The sequence below is a fragment of the Nocardioides sp. Iso805N genome, from assembly GCF_000364605.1.
GTDB lineage: Bacteria > Actinomycetota > Actinomycetes > Propionibacteriales > Nocardioidaceae > Nocardioides.
Genome location: NZ_KB822589.1, coordinates 25,466 through 41,017, shown reverse-complemented (window position 1 = coordinate 41,017; position 15,552 = coordinate 25,466). Strand labels below are relative to the sequence as shown.

The following is a 15,552-nucleotide window of genomic DNA, read 5'->3' as shown; positions in this document are numbered from 1 at the left end:
CTCAGTCGGCTGAATCGCGGAGGTAGGCGATCAGGATCGCCAGGATCGCCTCGAGGTGGTCGGTGCTGCCGGTCGAGCGCAGCACAGTCACACCGCCCTGGATGCCGGCGATGAAGGCCGACGCCGTACGCCGGGCGTCGATCTGCTCCCCGACCTGGCCCTTGGCCTGCATGGTGCGGATGCCGCGCTCGACGTCGCGCGTCCAACTCTCCAGCAGGGTGCTGGAGACCTCTGCGGCGCCGGGCACGCTGCCGACCTGGCTCATCAGCGAGGCCAACGGGCAGTGCTGTCCCTGGGCCCGGTAGCGGGCGATGACCGCCTTGCGCCAGCGATCCCACGCAGCCCAGGAGTCGAGCGCGCCGAGATGGGGCTGCTGGTCCTCGATCACGCGTGCCGCCTCGAACCGCGCGACCTCCAAGAAGAGCTCCTCCTTGCCGCCCGGGAAGTAGTGGAACAGCTGGCTCTTGCTGGTCCGGGTGACGTCACGGATGTCGTCGAGGGTGGCCACGCCGGGGTCGCCGCTGCGCAGGTGCGCGGCAGCGCCCTCGATGATCCGCTGACGCGTCGCGATGCCCTTGGCGGTGAGTCCCACGACGTCGAGGCTAGCGCGATCCTGGACCGGAGCGTCCATTTTTCTGGACTTGCCGGTCCAATTTTTTGGAGTCACAGTCGGGTCATGAACTCACGACTCACCGGACGCACCGCCCTGGTCACAGGCTCCACCAGCAACATCGGGCACGCCATCGCCCGCCGCCTCGCCGCCGAGGGCGCCCACGTCATCGTCTCCGGCCGCGACGAGGCACGCGGCGCGAGCGTCGTCGAGCAGATCCGCGCCGCCGGTGGCCGTGCGGACCTCGTCGTCGCCGACCTCGACGGCAGCAGGGCGGCCAGCCACGGCCTCGCTGCCGCCGCTCACGAGGCGCTGGGCGGCCGGCTCGACATCCTGGTCAACAACGCCGGCATCTATCCGCCGAGCACCACCCTCACCGCCGACGAGGAGCTCTTCGATCGCGTGTACGGCGTCAACGTGAAGGCGGCCTACTTCCTCACCCAGGCCGTGGTGCCGCTCATGACCGAGCAGGGCGGCGGCACCATCATCAATCTGGGCAGCTGGGTGGCCCGCCTCGGTGTCACGGGCGGGGCGCTCTACGCCTCGACCAAGGGCGCGCTGGAGACGCTGACCCGGATGTGGGCCGCGGAGTTCGCCGACCGCGGGATCCGGGTCAACGCGGTCTCGCCGGGGGTCATCCGGCCGCCGGACCTGGAGCCGGGCGTGTCGTTCGGCGAGCAGATGATGGTCGGCACGCCGGCCGGCGAGGTCGGCCACCCGGACGCGATCGCGGCAGCGGCGGCGTACCTCGCCTCCGACGACGCGGCGTTCGTGCACGGCACCGTGCTCGACGTGGACGGCGGCCGGACGGGCGTGGCCGTCGTCGCGTGACCGAGGCGCCCCGCGCGGTCCCGGCCGCGTGGGTCACTCGCACGTTGACGCTACCGTGAGCGCTCAGCTGGCCGCTGCGGCGGCCGAATCCAAGGTTGTGCCGACCTCATCGCTCTCCACCCTCGCGCGGGGGAAGAAGCGGCACCACAAGAAGAAGCACCACGCCAAGCACCACAAGAAGAAGCACAAGAAGCACAAGAAGAAGCACCCGGCGACACCGGCGCCGAAGCCCGTCGTCACCGCCGACAAGCCCGCCAACCCCGGCGTGGTGCACCTCGCCGACCGCTTCACCGGCGGCTACACCACCGCGCTGGGACAGGCGATCACCGCTGCGGGCGGCACGCTGGCGTGGTTCGACAAGCAGCTCGCGCCCGACCAGGTCGCGGAGAGCACCCGCGGCCTGCAGCTGTGGTCGTGGTTCCCGCTGCTCGCGCACACGCCTGCGCAGCGCTATGCCTCGGAGCGGTCGGGCGGGTTCGGCAGCTGGGACTACGGCATCGACCTCGCGTCCTGGACGATCCTGCGGCGGGTGCACAGCAACCGTGCCGTGCTGGAGGCGATGGTCGAGCTGTGGTCCGACCACCTGCACATCGCGGTCGGCTCGGACGCCTGGTACTGGCGCCAGGACTACGACGCGCTGATCCGCGCGCACGCGCTCGGGAAGTTCTCCACGCTGTTGGTCGCCGCCGCGCTGCACCCGGCGATGCTGGTCTTCCTCAACAACGCCGAGTCCACCGCCGACCACCCCGACGAGAACCAGGGTCGCGAGCTGCTCGAGCTGCACACCGTCGGCCGCGGCCTCTACGACGAGGACCAGGTCAAGGCGTCGGCCCGGATCCTGTCGGGCTGGACGGTCAAGTGGCCCTGGGACGACGACCACCCGGCGGTCGCGACCTGGAGCGCCTACTACGACCCCGACCGGCACGCCACCGGCCCGGCGACCGTGCTCGGCTTCACCAGCAACGGTGACGGGCGCTCCGGGCAGACCGCCAAGGACTACCTCGACTACCTGGCGCACCACCCGTCGACCGCACACCGGATCGCCACCAAGATCGCCACCCGGTTCGTCAGCGACAGCCCCTCCGACGCGCTCGTCACCAAGCTCGCCCAGGTCTACCTCGCCAGCGACACCGACGTCCGCCCGGTGTTGCAGGCACTGGTCCGGCACCCCGAGTTCGCCGCCTCGGCCAAGAAGAAGGTGCGCACCCCGGTCGCGGACATGATCGCGACCATCCGGCTGCTCGGTGTCGACGTCGGGGCACCGACCTCGCGCGACGACGCGGCCCACACCATGGTCTACGTGCACGGCGGCCTGCAGCCCTACTCCTGGCCGCGGCCCGACGGCCCGCCCGACAGCGCCGCCGAGTACGCCTCGGCGAGCCGGATGCTCAACAGCTTCGCGATGCACTGGAACCTGGCCGGCGGCTACTGGCCCACCGACGGTGTCAGCTACCGCACGCCGGGCGCGTTCCTGCCCGCCGGCACCCCCACCGTCGCGCAGTACGCCGAGCACCTCAGCCAGCTCTTCCACGCCACCAGCACCACCGCGACCACCACCCAGGCACTCGCCCAGGCGATCGGGATGAGCCCGGGCGACACCATCGACCCGACCAGCTGGCAGGGCGAGGGCCTGCGGGAGTGGCTCGGCGTCCGCGCCCTCGGCGTCATCCTCGACCACCCCCGCCACATGACCCGATGAGTCCCATGAACCCGACGAACCCGACGAGCCCGATGAGCCGACCGATGCGCACCGATCCCGCCACCGCCGCGGACCCCTGCTGCGCTGAGTACCGCGCCGGGCTCTCCCGGCGTGGCTTCCTCGCCGGGCTCGGCGCGGCCGCTCTCGGCGGGGTCGCCGTCAGCGTCTTCGGCGACGCGGTCCGTCAGGTCGCCTACGCCGACACCACCGCCGACACCACCCCCGAGAGCACTGCCGGCAACGTGCTGGTGGTGCTCTCGCTGCGCGGTGCGATCGACGGCCTGGGCGTCGTCGTCCCGCACGGTGACAGTGCCTATGCCGGGGCTCGGCCCACCATCGCCGTACCGACGTCCCGGCTGCTGGCCGCGGACTCGATGTTCGGACTGCACCCCGGCCTCGCGCCGCTGCTGCCGTGGTGGCGGTCCGGGCAGTTCGCGGCGGTGCAGGCGGTCGGGCTGCCCATGCCGAACCGCTCGCACTTCTCCGCGATGGAGGAGATCGAGGAGGCCGACCCCACCGAGGCCGTACGCCGCGGGTGGGTCAACCGGATGATCGGCATGGACGCCACCTCCTCGCCGACCGAGGCCGTGCACCTCACCTCCGCGATGCCGCCGACGCTGGTCTCGGGCCCGGCACCGACGCTGGCCGCCGACCGGCTCTCCGACATCGCCCTGGTCGGCGCCAACCCGCTCTTCGACACCGACGCCTCCTGGCGGGCGCGGCGTCGGCAGGGCCTGCAGACGGTGTGGAACGGCGCCGGCGGCACGCTCGGCGACGCCGGCCGGCAAGCGCTGACGATCACCGAGGTACTCGCCCAGGCGGCGGCGACGGCGTACCAGCCGCAGAACGGGGCGACGTACCCGACCGACTGGCCGGCCACCGACCTGGCCGCGGCGTTGAAGGACACCGCCCAGCTGATCCGGGCCGACGTCGGCACCGAGGTGGTCTCGATCGACTTCGGCTCCTGGGACTACCACGCCGACTACGGCACCGTGGACAGCGGCAACATGGCCGGCATGGTGGGTGCGCTGGGCGACAGCATCGCCGCGTTCCTCACCGACCTCGGCTCCGACCTGGACCGGGTCACCGTGCTGACGATCAGCGAGTTCGGCCGCCGCCTGGGTGAGAACGGCGCGCACGGGCTCGACCACGGCTGGGGCAACATGATGCTGCTCCTCGGCGCCGGCGTGAACGGCGGCCGCTACCACGGCACCTGGCCCGGTCTGACCGATCCCGCGAGCCCGTACGTCGACGACGACCTCGCCGTCACCACCGACTATCGCGACGTGATCGGCGAGGTGCTGGCCAAGCGCTTCCCCGACCGCAGCCTGGCCAGCGTCTTCCCGGGACATCAGCAGGCCTCGATCGGCGTCATGAGCTGACTTCGGGCGCACACTGAGGTGATGAGCCGCAGTGACATCGCCCGCCAGGAGGTCGCAGGCTCACCCGCGACCGTCTACGCCGCGCTGACCGACCCGATCGCGCTGGCCGACTGGCTGCCGCCCGACGGGATGAGCGCCGAGGTGGTGCACTTCGACGCCCGCCCCGGCGGCGGCTACCGGATGGTGCTGCACCACGACGATCCCGTGGCCGCGCCGGGCAAGACCGGGGAGGGCAACGACGTCGTGGAGGTCCGCTTCGTCGAGCTAGTCCCCGGGGAGCGGGTGGTGGAGGCGGTCGACTTCGTCGCCGACGACGAGGCCTACGCCGGCACCATGACGATGACCTGGTCGATCACGGCCCGCCGCGGCGGCTGCGTGGTCGAGGTCCGCGCCGACGACGTACCGAGCGGGATCAGCGAGGCCGATCACCTCGCGGGGATGGACTCATCGCTACGCCACCTCGCCGCTCACCTGGCCGGCTGAGCCATCACACCGCACCCCGGGTGGGAGACTGCGGCCATGACACTCGGTCCATCGGCTCAGCGGCATCTCCACCAAGGACGGTGCCTTGCCTAGCCCGCAGCGCAAGGTCTGGCGCAGCTCGCACCAGCGAGCGCAGGACAAGGCCCAGACCAAGGTGGTCGTCGCCTTCCTGTTGGTGGTCGGGGGCCTGCTGCTGGCCTGGGTCCTCCTGACGATCGGTGTGGAGTACCTCGGCGTCACCCAGCGGGAGTGCGGCAGTGCCTGGACCGGCTCGTCGCCTCGCTACAGCTGCAGCGACGTGGGAGGGACGCAGGCGCGGCTCCAGGCGTTGTGGAGCAGCGGCGGGGACGCCGTGGTCGTACGGCACCCGGTGGCACTCTGGCTCGCCCGGCCGATCTTCGCTGTCTATGCCGCCGGCGCTTGCTGGCTGCTTGTGCTGATGGTGCGCTCCCTCTGGCGCAGCCTCGGCTCCGGTGTCGGTGCCAGGCGGCGGTCGGGGAGCCGACGCACCGAGCAGCGTTCCCGCGACTGAGCGCCCGCCGAGCCGGTCGAGGCGTCAGGCGGACACCCGACCCGCGCCACCCATCGGGCTCCGGCGGCGCTGCGGCACTCCAGCAGGACCAGCTGGGCGACCGCACCATCGCGCTCGACGCGGGTCCGGTGCTCGCCGACGACCTCCGCGGCGTCGTTCTCCACCGGCACCCGCCACTCGATGTCGCGCTCCGCCCTGCCCTCGGCCAGCCCATCGCGACCATCAACTCGAAGAGCCGGCGCTTGCGACCCGGGTCCATCGGCTCGGCAGCGCCTGGTTCCCGTCGCGCAGGTCGACGGGGACCCACAGCGGCGCCTGGGCGAGGCGGCGTGCGGGCCAGTCCCGCTCGGTGAGGTGCACCTCGACGCGGTCGTAGACGTCGCGGTAGCGGTGTGAGCGCATCTGGGAGTGTCGCTGGCGGTTCCAGGACGGGGTGCCGGCGGGAATCGGGCCGTACGGGGTGTCGATGCGGGACATGCGGGCTTCCTCGGGGTGCTGGTCGGAGGACCGGCATGCCTCGACTCCACGACGGGGAGCCGGTCGGACTAGGCCCCGTCGTGGCAACGAAGAAGGAGAACGCGCATCTACACGAGCGCAATCGTGCACAACTCCTCAGACACGTTGAGTAGTCAGAGCGCTGGCGCCGCCCGAGCAAACTCGCGGAGCAAGTCATGACGCACGTCATAACGACTGTCGCTTGAACGATCACGATATATCGCGTTACAGTTGGTTCATCAACTGATCGATAGGAGCTTCAACATGATGAACGACTCATCTGACGAGCGCCGCGGACCCCGCGAGCGCGATGGATTCGGTGAAGGCTTCGGGCCCGGTTTCGGGCCCGGTTTCGGCGAGGGTCGACCCGGCCGTCGTCATGGCGGTCGCCCGGGTGGCGGCCGTCCCGGGGGTGGCGGTCCTGAGGGCGGCCGTCCCGAGGGTGGCCGTGGCGGCCGCCGCGGCGGTCGTCGTCGCGGCGACATCCGACGGCTGCTGCTTGCCGGCCTGATCGACGGCCCGGCCCACGGCTACGAGCTGATGCGTCGGCTCGAGGAGCGGTCGGACGGTCGCTGGCGTCCCAGCCCCGGCTCGGTCTACCCGATGCTGCAGCAGCTGGAGGACGAGGGCCTGGTCCGCAGCGTGCAGGGCGAGGGCCGCAGGGCTTTCGAGCTGACTGACGAGGGACGGGCCCAGGCCGACCCGGCGGCGCTCGACGAGCTGGCCCGCGAGACGGACGCCAACCCGGGCAGCGGCCTGCGCGAGGAGCTGGAGCAGCTGCATCTCGCGGTCCGCCAGGTCCGCGCCGTGGGTGGGGAGGACCAGATCGCCGAGGTCGCCGGCGTACTGCGTCAGGCGCGCCAGACCATCTACCGGCTGCTCGCCGAGGCCTGATCCAGCCGGCAGCCGGCGCCGGCCGTTCCTCCGCCGTGAACGAAGCGAGGTGCGGAGCGATCCGGTCTGCGCCGTCGCGGGAGCAGGGCCGGGGTCAAGGAGCTATCTCGTGTCCCTCGACGATGAGGTTGCGTGTAGCGGGGGTGCCGTCGGGATTCTGCAGACACGTGATCACCACGACGCGGCCAGGCGTGTCGGCCCAGATGTCGGAGCGGTCCGGCACCTGGGTCTTGGGCAGGCTCATCGAGCCGGTCACGCGATACCGGACGCCTCCGACGTCGATGATCGCGCCCGTCTTGAGCGCGCTGCCGCCGTGGGCGAGGTCGACCAGGTAGTCGCCGGCGCCGATCCCGCCACCGTGGACCGAGTGCATGACGACGAACACGGTCCCATCCTTCGCCCGCCCCGGCTGTACCCCGAGGTTGCGGACCAGGTAGGCGCTGGTGATCCCAGGGGGAGTGATGTTGTCGTCGACCATGGTCAGCGCCCCGAGCGGGACGTTGAGTCCGACCGAAGGCGCCACGAAGCGCTGACCGGTGTCGTTCTGGACCCGCATCCGGGTAAGCACGTTGGTCGCGGGCAGTACGCCGGGCTCCAGGCGCACGCGGGTGCCGGCCATGTCGCGGACCGTGCTGACGGAACTTCCCGCGGCCACCGGGGCGGTGTGGTGCTGGTGTAAGAGCACCACACCGGTCGAAGCCAGCAGCATCCCGGCGAGGGCCAGGAGCGGCCATAGCCACCCCGTGCCCGCCCGACGGTGTTGGCGTCCTTGCTCACCCACGGCGGCGCCGCCGTCTGAACCGGACCACGGCAGCCGCGGCCATCAGGCACGCGGCGCCGGCCAGCAACATCTCATCCAGGAGGCGGTCACCGCCGCCGTTCGCCGTGCTGGCGGAGGGCACCGGGATCACCGTGATCCCGGTGTCGACCACGGGGTGCGGTCCGCGATTCTCGGGCAGGTCCGCCTTCTGCGGGGAGGGCGGGACCGGATGGTTCTCGATCGCGCCGAACGAGACGCTCGTGGCGGTCGCGGTGATGCTCACCGGGTGGTCCTTGGGATCGCGTACGTATCCGGCAGGGGCCTTGGTCTCACGGAGGTGATAGGTGCCCCAGGCGAGGCCGGTGACCTTGAACGCACCGGTCTTTGTGTCGACGTCGACATCGCCGTTGTCGGTGATCCTGCGGTCGTATCCGTTCGGGCCGGTCAGGGTCCAGACGGAGCCCGCCAGTGCCTTCCCGTGCGCGTTGACCTTGCTCCACGTCACGGTGCCCGGGACCTGCACGTTGGCGATCGCCCCCAGACCGACCGACAGGTCGTTCGCGCCCAGCGTGAACGGGTACGGCGTCGTGGTGGCGGTGTAGCCCGTGGGTGCGGTCTTCTCGGTGAGGGTGTAGTCGCCCCAGCCGAGACCGGTGACCTTGAACCCCCCGTCTGCCGGGTCGCTGTCCTGGGCGCTGTTGTCGGCGATGGTCTGGTCATATCCGTTCGGGCCGGTCAGGGTCCAGACCGAGCCGGCCAGCGGCTTGCCGTCGGCGTCGACCTTGGTCCAGGTCAGAGTCGCTGCCTTGGGCTGGTCGACGACCTTGCCGAGGTCAACGGCGAGGTCGTTGCCGTCGATGGTGGCGGTGCGCGGTGTGGCGTCGAGCTGATAGCCCGTGGGTGCGGTCTTCTCGGTGAGGGTGTAGTCGCCCCAGCCGAGACCGGTGACCTTGAACCCCCCGTCTGCCGGGTCGCTGTCCTGGGCGCTGTTGTCGGCGATGGTCTGGTCATATCCGTTCGGGCCGGTCAGGGTCCAGACCGAGCCGGCCAGCGGCTTGCCGTCGGCGTCGACCTTGGTCCAGGTCAGGGAGCCGGGCTCCTCGACGATGCCTTGGTCGACGTTCAGGTTCTGCCTGGACGGTGCCAGCGCGATCGGGTCAGTGACACCTGTCGTGACGTTCCCGTCCGAATCGACCGTGTCGTCGGTCCCGACATGCTGCGCAGTGAACGACGTGCCGGCCGGCAGGGTCGACGGATCGAACGTGACGGTGTAGGTCCCGCTCGGCAGGTTCGAGAACAGATACTTGCCAGCGGAGTCGGTGGTGGTGTCTAGATTCACCGTGTTGCCGTCCTCATCGGCTCCCTGGAGATGGACCTTGACACCCGCCACGCCGGGCTCGCCCGAGTCCTGGGTCCCGTTGGCGTTCTGGTCGAGCCACACCCGGTCGCCGATGGAGGAGGAGATGACGTTGACCGAACGAACCGTGGGGCCGACGGGCTGAGAGACGCCGACCGCGCGACCGGCGGCCTGGTTGCGGTAGATGTCGCCGCCGCTGTTGCCCGACGGGGTCATGGTGACCTTCGCCTGGATCGTGTCGGCGGGGGTGAAGTCTCCAGCTCGCTGGAACCGCAGGCCGGTGACGTCGGCCAACGACGTCGGACACGACGAGGCGTTGCCGCTGCCGGAGACGACCGTCCCGGTCCCGTCGGCGGCATCACACCAGGTGGTGGCGCCGTTGGTGGCGTTGCTCGGATTATCCGGGTCGACGGCCAGGCTGGCCGACGGAGCGCTGGTGTAGAGGATCTGGACGTTCGTCCCGCTGGCGATGGTGACCGAGTCGAGGTTCAGGGTCCCGGTGAAGCTGGAGCCCAGGAGACCGTCGGCCGGCAAGACGTCGACGAAGTCGACGTTGGAGACGTTCTCAGGGGAGTCGATGTTCGCGAAGGTGATCGTCCAGGTGAGTTCCCGGGGGTTGGGGGCACCAGCAGGGTTGACCTCGATCTGCGGCTTGTCCACCGCCTTGGAGATCTTGATTCCGGTCGGAACCACCAGTTGGATCTGCGCCGAGGCCGTCCGCGCGGCGGCCGGGGAGCCGTCGGCCGGGGAGGAAACCAGGGCGGTGTTCGTGTAGGTGCCGTTGGGAGCGGTCTCGAGTACGTCGACGGTGTAGTCGATCGGGTCGATCGGCTTCCCGATCTCCTGTGGGCCGAGGTCCCACTGGATATAGGTCTCATCCGGGCCACAGGCCAGCTCGGAACCCGGTGGGGCTCCCGCCTGTACGACGGTAGGCGTGATCGCGGCACCGCTGTCTCGCTTGGAGGAGGCATACGCCAGGTAGTTGGGCAGGCAGTCCGTGACGGTCACATTGGCGTATGTCCCCGCGTCGACATCGGCGGTCAGGGTCGGCGTCAGCTGATACTTCACCGTCGAGCCTGCGGTGTATTGCGGCACCGCGGTAGTGGTGTAGTTGCCCGCACTCGAGTCCCAGACACCCTTCTTCAGCCGAGCGGTCGCCTTGCCCAACAGCAGCCGGTCGCCAAGCTGACCGGTCGTCGTCGTCGGGTCGTAGGTGGAGTTCGACTGGGTCCTATTCGGGTCCGCGAGGATCGCGTCCATGCCCTCGACGGCCGGGGCGGAGGTCTGACTGGCCCAGTTGGGCAGAACCGTGCCGGTGGCTGCATCCGAGACGACGGTCAGTGCGATGGCGCCGTCGAGCTGGAAGTAGTCGGTCGAGCGTGGGGCGATGTCGGTGAACGAGATGCGTACGCGGTTGACGCCCGACCAGGTCCCGTTGACCAGCTGAGCGCCGGGCACCTCAGCCGGGCTGTCGACCCAGGTACCGGTCGTGCAGCTGGAGTTGGTGCCGGACCCAGGCGTCGCTGTATAGCCGTACTGGATGTCGACGTTCCTCACCGAGGAGGCTGGCAGCGGAGACCCGTCACCCGCGTAGGCGACCCAGGCCGGGCTGCCGTTCGACGGCTCACGCAGATCGGTGGTGGTGGAGCCGGCGTAGGCGAACGTCCCGGGCATCTGCAGGGTGGTGTCGTCCCAGGTGTCGCACATGATGCTGCTGTTCAAGAAGGTGTCGTCGGCGGCCGGCGGAATCCCGTGCCGGGTATAGAGCATCTCGCTGACGACCGTCTGCCCCTTGACCGCGACCGTGTTGCCGTCCCGGATCTGGTTCGACCCAGGCGGTCCCTCGAACGGTGGGTTGGTCGAGAACGTGCTCGCGGGGGTGTTTCCACTGGCACCGGTGATGCCCACGAACGCCTTGCTGAGCGTGCCCGGCCCGCTACGGTCCAGACGGAGCGTCGCATCGCGCTCGTTGTCGTTCGGGTTGCTGTCGGCGACGCTCTGGCCGGTCGCGTCCGTCGCGGTGAAGCCGGTGAGCTTGTTCTGCGTCTGGAGTGCCCAGGTGCCGTTCTGGTCGAGACCGAGGTCCTTCAGCGCCGCCACGGGGACCTGCACCACCAGGTCATAGGAGAAGATCAAGCTCTGGGAGGTCGGCAACGCTGTGGATCCGTCGAACGTCGTGGTGGGAACGGTGTAGCCGGTGGTGTCGGCGCCCGTGGTCGTCACGGTGGCCGCCGATCCCGGGCCACCGGCCTGGGTGCAGGTGACGGTGCCACTGTTGCGGACCGAGTTGTCGGTCGTCGCATTGACTCCGAGAGCGGACGCACTCAGGCTCGACCCCGGCTGTGCGTGAGCCTCGAGGACCTCAGGCCGCCCACACCCGATCACGCGGGCGCCGTACGTCGTCAGCGCGCCGGCGCCTGCCGACTGCCACGCGGCCGAGGAGGTGGTCCCGGCCGGGTAGAACGAGTCGGGCGAGAGGTCATCGGTGACGGAGATCGGGCCGGCCAGCGGCGCCATCCCCTTGCCGCCCGCCGGTATCGACATCGTGATCGGGTAGGTGAGCTGGACGCAGGTCTGGGACTTGTCCCAGGCGCACACCGCGTACGACATGCCGAGCGGGCCCGACGTCTGCGATGACGCGTTCATGTTCTTCGACACGTCCACCGTCGGCGCGGCCGAGACGACCTGGTCGACCGACCGAGACACTGCCGGAGTGGTGACCTGGTCGCTGACGACGCTGGCTGTCACCGGGTCGAGCTGGGTGCCGTTCGGCACCTCCGGCCGCACCTTCGCGACGAACCGGTAGTTGAGGGAGGTCGAGCTGTCCTGATCGGCGACGACACAGGTCACGGTCTGCGTCGGTAGCGACTCCCACGAGGTTGCCGTGACAGGGATCGCCGGTGCCGGGAGCGTGGCTGGTGAGACCGAGGAGCCGGGAGAGAGGCAGAAGGCCGGGAGGCTCACCAACTCCTCGCCCTTGGGCAGAGTGAACGTGATGGTCGGCTTGGTCTGCGCCTCACCCTCGTACCGAACACCTACGTCGTAGGTGACCGTGTCGTTGGTCCGCACAGTGTTGTTGCCGCCTGACGCGTCGTCGCCAGGAGCGTCATCGCTGTCGAACGGCGCCGTTCCTGTCGTCTGCGTCAACGTCGCCGCGAGCGCATCACCCGCAGCCGCGTCTGCGGGCGTAGACGGCACGAAGAGGGTCATCGATCCCAACGCAGCCACAACCAGGGCGGCAACGGCCGCGCGCTTTCCCGCTACCAGCATGAGTCCCCTCGAGTCCACCCGCGACCCGGAGGCGGCCCGCGGCACCGTATGACCCGGCGCGCACCCGGCGCGCACCCGGCGCGCACCCGGCCCGATCCGGGTAGCGGCCCGGTCATCTCGGCCAGAACAGTGACGCGCTGGGCTTCACCTCATGACGTGGAACGTCGCGCCTTTTCTGGAGAAGGCTCCGCGGTGCCGGCACAACGTGTTGTGCCGTCAAAACAGGTCCGGCCGCGTCTCGCGTGCCGGACCCCCGGTCGCTCGCCTCGCCCACGGGTCCATAGTCATGTAACCGACTAGACATTAACGTCTAGCGCTGACAGGAGGACCCCCATGCACCAGACCCAGCGGATCGGGCTGCTGGCAACGACCGCCGCCACAGCCCTCGCCCTGACAGCCACCGTGGCTGCCACCGCCCCTGCCGCCGACGCGGCGACGTACGGCCAGCGCGGTCACGACACCCACCACAGCCGCCACGCCCACCAGAGCTCGGCGCAGACCTCGACCGACACCACGGCCCCGCCGCCGGTCACCGTGACGACCAACAAGCTCGGCCGCAAGGCGAAGGGCGACATCTTCGTGGCGCCCTACGGCACCTCGAGCAGCTATGCGAGCGGGGCCGAGATCCTCAGCCCGAACGGCAAGAAGGTGGTCTGGTACCACCCGGCCGCCGCCGGCCAGTCCATCGCCGACTTCCGCACCCAGACCTATCGCGGCAAGAAGGTGCTGACCTTCTGGCAGGGCACCGGCCTGGGTGGCGTGGCGACCGGCACCGACTACATCTACAACGACAAGTACCAGAAGATCGCCGAGGTGCACGCCGGCAACGGGCTCAGCGCGGACGGACACGAGTTCCTGATCACCCAGCGCAACACGGCACTGATCCTGAGCTACACCACCGCCACTGCCGACCTCACCTCGATCGGCGGTCCGGCCGACCAGACGGTCATCGACGGCGTCGTCCAGGAGATCGACATCAGGACGGGCAAGGTGCTCTTCTCCTGGAACAGCGCCGATCACGTGCCCTACTCCGAGAGCCAGCAGCCGCTGCCGGCCAGCGCCAGCACGCCCTGGGACTGGTTCCACGTCAACGCTGTGAAGGTCGACAGCCACCGCAACCTGCTCATCGATGCCCGCAACACGTGGACTGCGTACGACGTGAACCGCCGCTCGGGCGCGATCAACTGGAGGCTGGGCGGCAAGAACAGCTCGTTCATGCTCAAGGCGGCCCACGGCACCACGCTCAACGACGCCGGCCGGATCTTCGCCTGGCAGCACGACGCCGAGGACCACGGCCACGGCCTGATCAGCGTCTTCGACAACGAGTCCGCAGGCGCCGCGAACACCGGCCAGGGCGCGGTCTCCTCTCTCGGCTACAGCCGCTCGACCGAGATCAGGCTCGACCTGAAGCGCCGGACGGCCACTCTCGTCAAGGAGTACGACGAGCCCACCCGCACGCTGGCGTCCTCGCAGGGCAACACCCAGGTCCTGGCCAACGACCACGTCTTCACCGGCTGGGGCGCGCTGCCGCACTTCTCGGAGTTCAACGCCCGCGGCAAGGACGTCTTCGACGCGAGCTATCCGGCCGGCTTCATCAGCTACCGCGCCTACCGGCTGCCGTGGAAGGCGGCCAAGCACCGCTGAACCATCGCGATGGCGGGGCTTGACCTTGACGCAGCGTCAAGGTTGGAGGCTGGTCTCATGACCATGACACCAGCCATCGAGATCGCCGGACTGACCAAGTCCTACGGCGAGCACGCGGTGCTCGGAGGGGTCGACCTGAGCGTCCCTCCGGGCACCGTGCTCGCCCTGCTCGGCGCCAACGGCGCCGGCAAAACCACCGCCGTGCGGATCCTCTCCACCCTGCTGAAGGCCGACGGCGGCCGCGCCGTCGTCAACGGGTACGACGTCGCCGCCGAACCGGCGAAGGTGCGCGCGTCGATCAGCCTGACCGGCCAGTTCGCCGCCGTCGACGAGGTGCTCACCGGGCGGGAGAACCTCGTGCTCGTCGCGCAGCTGCGTCACCTCGCCGACCCGGGCGCGGTCGCCGACGGCCTGCTGGCGCGCTTCGCGCTGACCGAGGCCGGGGGACGCCGCGTGGCGACGTACTCGGGAGGGATGCGGCGGCGACTGGACATCGCGATGAGCCTGATCGGCGACCCGCCGGTGCTCTTCCTGGACGAGCCGACCACCGGCCTGGATCCGCAGGCACGGCTCGAGGTCTGGCGGACAATCCGCGGCCTCGCCGACGGCGGCACCACGGTGCTGCTCACCACCCAGTACCTCGACGAGGCCGAGCACCTCGCCGACCGGATCGCGATCCTGCACCAGGGCCGGATCATCGCCGACGGCACCCTCGAGGAGCTCAAGCGCCTGCTCCCGCCGACCAAGGTCGAGTACGTCGAGAAGCAGCCGAGCCTCGAAGAGATCTTCCTCGCGATCGTCGGCCACGACGGCGCCGCCGCCCAGGAGGCACGATGACCAGCCACGCCGTCGCCGACACCCTCGTCCTGCTCAAGCGCTCGCTGCGCCACGTCCTGCGCAGTCCCGACACGATCATCACCACCGCCGTCACGCCGGTCGCGCTGCTGCTGCTGTTCGTCTATGTCCTCGGCGGCGCGATCCAGACCGGCGGCGGCAGCTACGTCGACTACCTGCTGCCCGGGATCCTCATCATCACCATCGCCTCGGGTATCTCCTACACGGCCTACCGCCTCTTCACCGACGTCTCGTCGGGCATCTTCGAGCGGTTCCAGTCGATGCCGATCGCGCGCTCGGCGGTGCTCTGGGGCCACGTCCTGACCTCCGTGGCGGCGAACCTCATCTCGCTGGCCCTGGTCCTGGTGGTGGCGCTGGCGATGGGCTTCCGCTCCGGCGCCGGCGTGGTCGGGTGGCTCGCCGTGCTCGCGATCCTGGTGCTGTTCACGCTGGCGCTGACCTGGCTCGCGGTGATCCCGGGACTCACCGCCCGCTCCGTCGACGGCGTCAGCGGCTTCTCCTACCCATTGATCTTCCTGCCGTTCATCAGCTCGGCGTTCGTGCCGACCGACGGGATGCCGGGCCCGGTGCGCTGGTTCGCCGAGCACCAGCCCGTCACCCCGATCGTGAACACGCTGCGCAGCCTGCTCGCCGACCAACCGGTCGGTCACGACGGGTGGCTCGCACTGGGATGGTGCGTCGGGCTGCTGGTCCTCGCCTACGTCCTGGCGATGGCGACCTACCGCCGCAAGATCGCCTGA

General features: G+C 70.0%; 13 protein-coding genes. 9 read left to right on the top strand and 4 right to left on the bottom strand.

The window, feature by feature from the left end; all coding sequences use genetic code 11:
• Position 1 precedes the first annotated feature (1 nt).
• Positions 2 to 592: a TetR/AcrR family transcriptional regulator gene (locus H036_RS0120320; RefSeq protein ID WP_026146208.1), complete on the bottom strand. Its 591-nt coding sequence runs from the start codon at positions 590 to 592 to the stop codon at positions 2 to 4.
• A gap of 84 nt (positions 593 to 676) precedes the next feature.
• Here H036_RS0120320 and H036_RS0120315 point away from each other — a divergent pair, with 84 nt between their 5' ends.
• The 5 genes from H036_RS0120315 to H036_RS25810 all read left to right on the top strand — a co-directional run bounded on the left by H036_RS0120315 (position 677) and on the right by H036_RS25810 (position 5,537).
• On the top strand, positions 677 to 1,441 hold the full coding sequence (locus H036_RS0120315) for an SDR family NAD(P)-dependent oxidoreductase (RefSeq protein WP_017936652.1): 765 nt from the start codon (positions 677 to 679) through the stop codon (positions 1,439 to 1,441).
• A 55-nt stretch (positions 1,442 to 1,496) separates the two neighbouring features.
• A complete protein-coding gene (locus H036_RS23950; RefSeq protein WP_017936651.1) occupies positions 1,497 to 3,140 on the top strand; it encodes a DUF1800 domain-containing protein in 1,644 nt (547 codons plus the stop codon).
• 44 nt (positions 3,141 to 3,184) lie between these two features.
• Positions 3,185 to 4,522 (top strand): DUF1501 domain-containing protein, encoded by a 1,338-nt coding sequence (locus H036_RS23945; protein ID WP_051068743.1) that lies wholly within the window; start codon positions 3,185 to 3,187, stop codon positions 4,520 to 4,522.
• A 21-nt stretch (positions 4,523 to 4,543) separates the two neighbouring features.
• Positions 4,544 to 5,005 (top strand): SRPBCC domain-containing protein, encoded by a 462-nt coding sequence (locus H036_RS0120300; protein WP_026146207.1) that lies wholly within the window; start codon positions 4,544 to 4,546, stop codon positions 5,003 to 5,005.
• An 85-nt stretch (positions 5,006 to 5,090) separates the two neighbouring features.
• Entirely contained in the window at positions 5,091 to 5,537 is a 447-nt protein-coding gene (locus H036_RS25810; protein ID WP_017936648.1) for a hypothetical protein, read from the top strand.
• Between the two features lie 222 nt (positions 5,538 to 5,759).
• Here H036_RS25810 and H036_RS0120290 read toward each other — a convergent pair whose 3' ends face one another.
• Positions 5,760 to 6,014 carry a hypothetical protein gene (locus H036_RS0120290; protein WP_026146206.1) on the bottom strand — a complete coding sequence of 85 codons (255 nt, stop codon included), beginning with the start codon at positions 6,012 to 6,014 and terminating at the stop codon, positions 5,760 to 5,762.
• Positions 6,015 to 6,296: 282 nt separating this feature from the next.
• Between H036_RS0120290 and H036_RS25065 the strand changes: the two genes are divergently transcribed.
• Entirely contained in the window at positions 6,297 to 6,926 is a 630-nt protein-coding gene (locus H036_RS25065; RefSeq protein WP_081615646.1) for a PadR family transcriptional regulator, read from the top strand.
• Between the two features lie 94 nt (positions 6,927 to 7,020).
• Here H036_RS25065 and H036_RS23940 read toward each other — a convergent pair whose 3' ends face one another.
• Positions 7,021 to 7,545 carry a class F sortase gene (locus H036_RS23940; protein WP_157417712.1) on the bottom strand — a complete coding sequence of 175 codons (525 nt, stop codon included), beginning with the start codon at positions 7,543 to 7,545 and terminating at the stop codon, positions 7,021 to 7,023.
• A 154-nt stretch (positions 7,546 to 7,699) separates the two neighbouring features.
• Positions 7,700 to 12,253, bottom strand: coding sequence for a SpaA isopeptide-forming pilin-related protein (locus H036_RS0120275; protein WP_017936644.1), 4,554 nt, complete (start codon positions 12,251 to 12,253; stop codon positions 7,700 to 7,702).
• 393 nt (positions 12,254 to 12,646) lie between these two features.
• Between H036_RS0120275 and H036_RS0120270 the strand changes: the two genes are divergently transcribed.
• The 3 genes from H036_RS0120270 to H036_RS0120260 are packed head-to-tail and all read left to right on the top strand — an operon-like array spanning position 12,647 to position 15,552.
• Positions 12,647 to 13,957, top strand: coding sequence for an arylsulfotransferase family protein (locus H036_RS0120270; RefSeq protein WP_017936643.1), 1,311 nt, complete (start codon positions 12,647 to 12,649; stop codon positions 13,955 to 13,957).
• A 57-nt stretch (positions 13,958 to 14,014) separates the two neighbouring features.
• On the top strand, positions 14,015 to 14,794 hold the full coding sequence (locus H036_RS0120265) for an ABC transporter ATP-binding protein (RefSeq protein WP_017936642.1): 780 nt from the start codon (positions 14,015 to 14,017) through the stop codon (positions 14,792 to 14,794).
• Positions 14,791 to 15,552, top strand: coding sequence for an ABC transporter permease (locus H036_RS0120260; protein ID WP_017936641.1), 762 nt, complete (start codon positions 14,791 to 14,793; stop codon positions 15,550 to 15,552). Before H036_RS0120265 ends, H036_RS0120260 begins: the two co-directional genes overlap by 4 nt.

Excerpts from the sequence above, each read along its gene's own strand:
- H036_RS0120315 (WP_017936652.1), top strand. The coding sequence starts at position 677 with ATGAACTCACGACTCACCGGACGCACCGCCCTGGTCACAGGCTCCACC.
- H036_RS23945 (WP_051068743.1), top strand. The coding sequence starts at position 3,185 with ATGCGCACCGATCCCGCCACCGCCGCGGACCCCTGCTGCGCTGAGTAC.
- H036_RS0120300 (WP_026146207.1), top strand. The coding sequence starts at position 4,544 with ATGAGCCGCAGTGACATCGCCCGCCAGGAGGTCGCAGGCTCACCCGCG.
- H036_RS0120290 (WP_026146206.1), bottom strand. The coding sequence starts at position 6,014 with ATGTCCCGCATCGACACCCCGTACGGCCCGATTCCCGCCGGCACCCCG.
- H036_RS25065 (WP_081615646.1), top strand. The coding sequence starts at position 6,297 with ATGATGAACGACTCATCTGACGAGCGCCGCGGACCCCGCGAGCGCGAT.
- H036_RS23940 (WP_157417712.1), bottom strand. The coding sequence starts at position 7,545 with ATGGCCGGCACCCGCGTGCGCCTGGAGCCCGGCGTACTGCCCGCGACC.
- H036_RS0120275 (WP_017936644.1), bottom strand. The coding sequence starts at position 12,253 with ATGACCCTCTTCGTGCCGTCTACGCCCGCAGACGCGGCTGCGGGTGAT.
- H036_RS0120270 (WP_017936643.1), top strand. The coding sequence starts at position 12,647 with ATGCACCAGACCCAGCGGATCGGGCTGCTGGCAACGACCGCCGCCACA.
- H036_RS0120265 (WP_017936642.1), top strand. The coding sequence starts at position 14,015 with ATGACCATGACACCAGCCATCGAGATCGCCGGACTGACCAAGTCCTAC.
- H036_RS0120260 (WP_017936641.1), top strand. The coding sequence starts at position 14,791 with ATGACCAGCCACGCCGTCGCCGACACCCTCGTCCTGCTCAAGCGCTCG.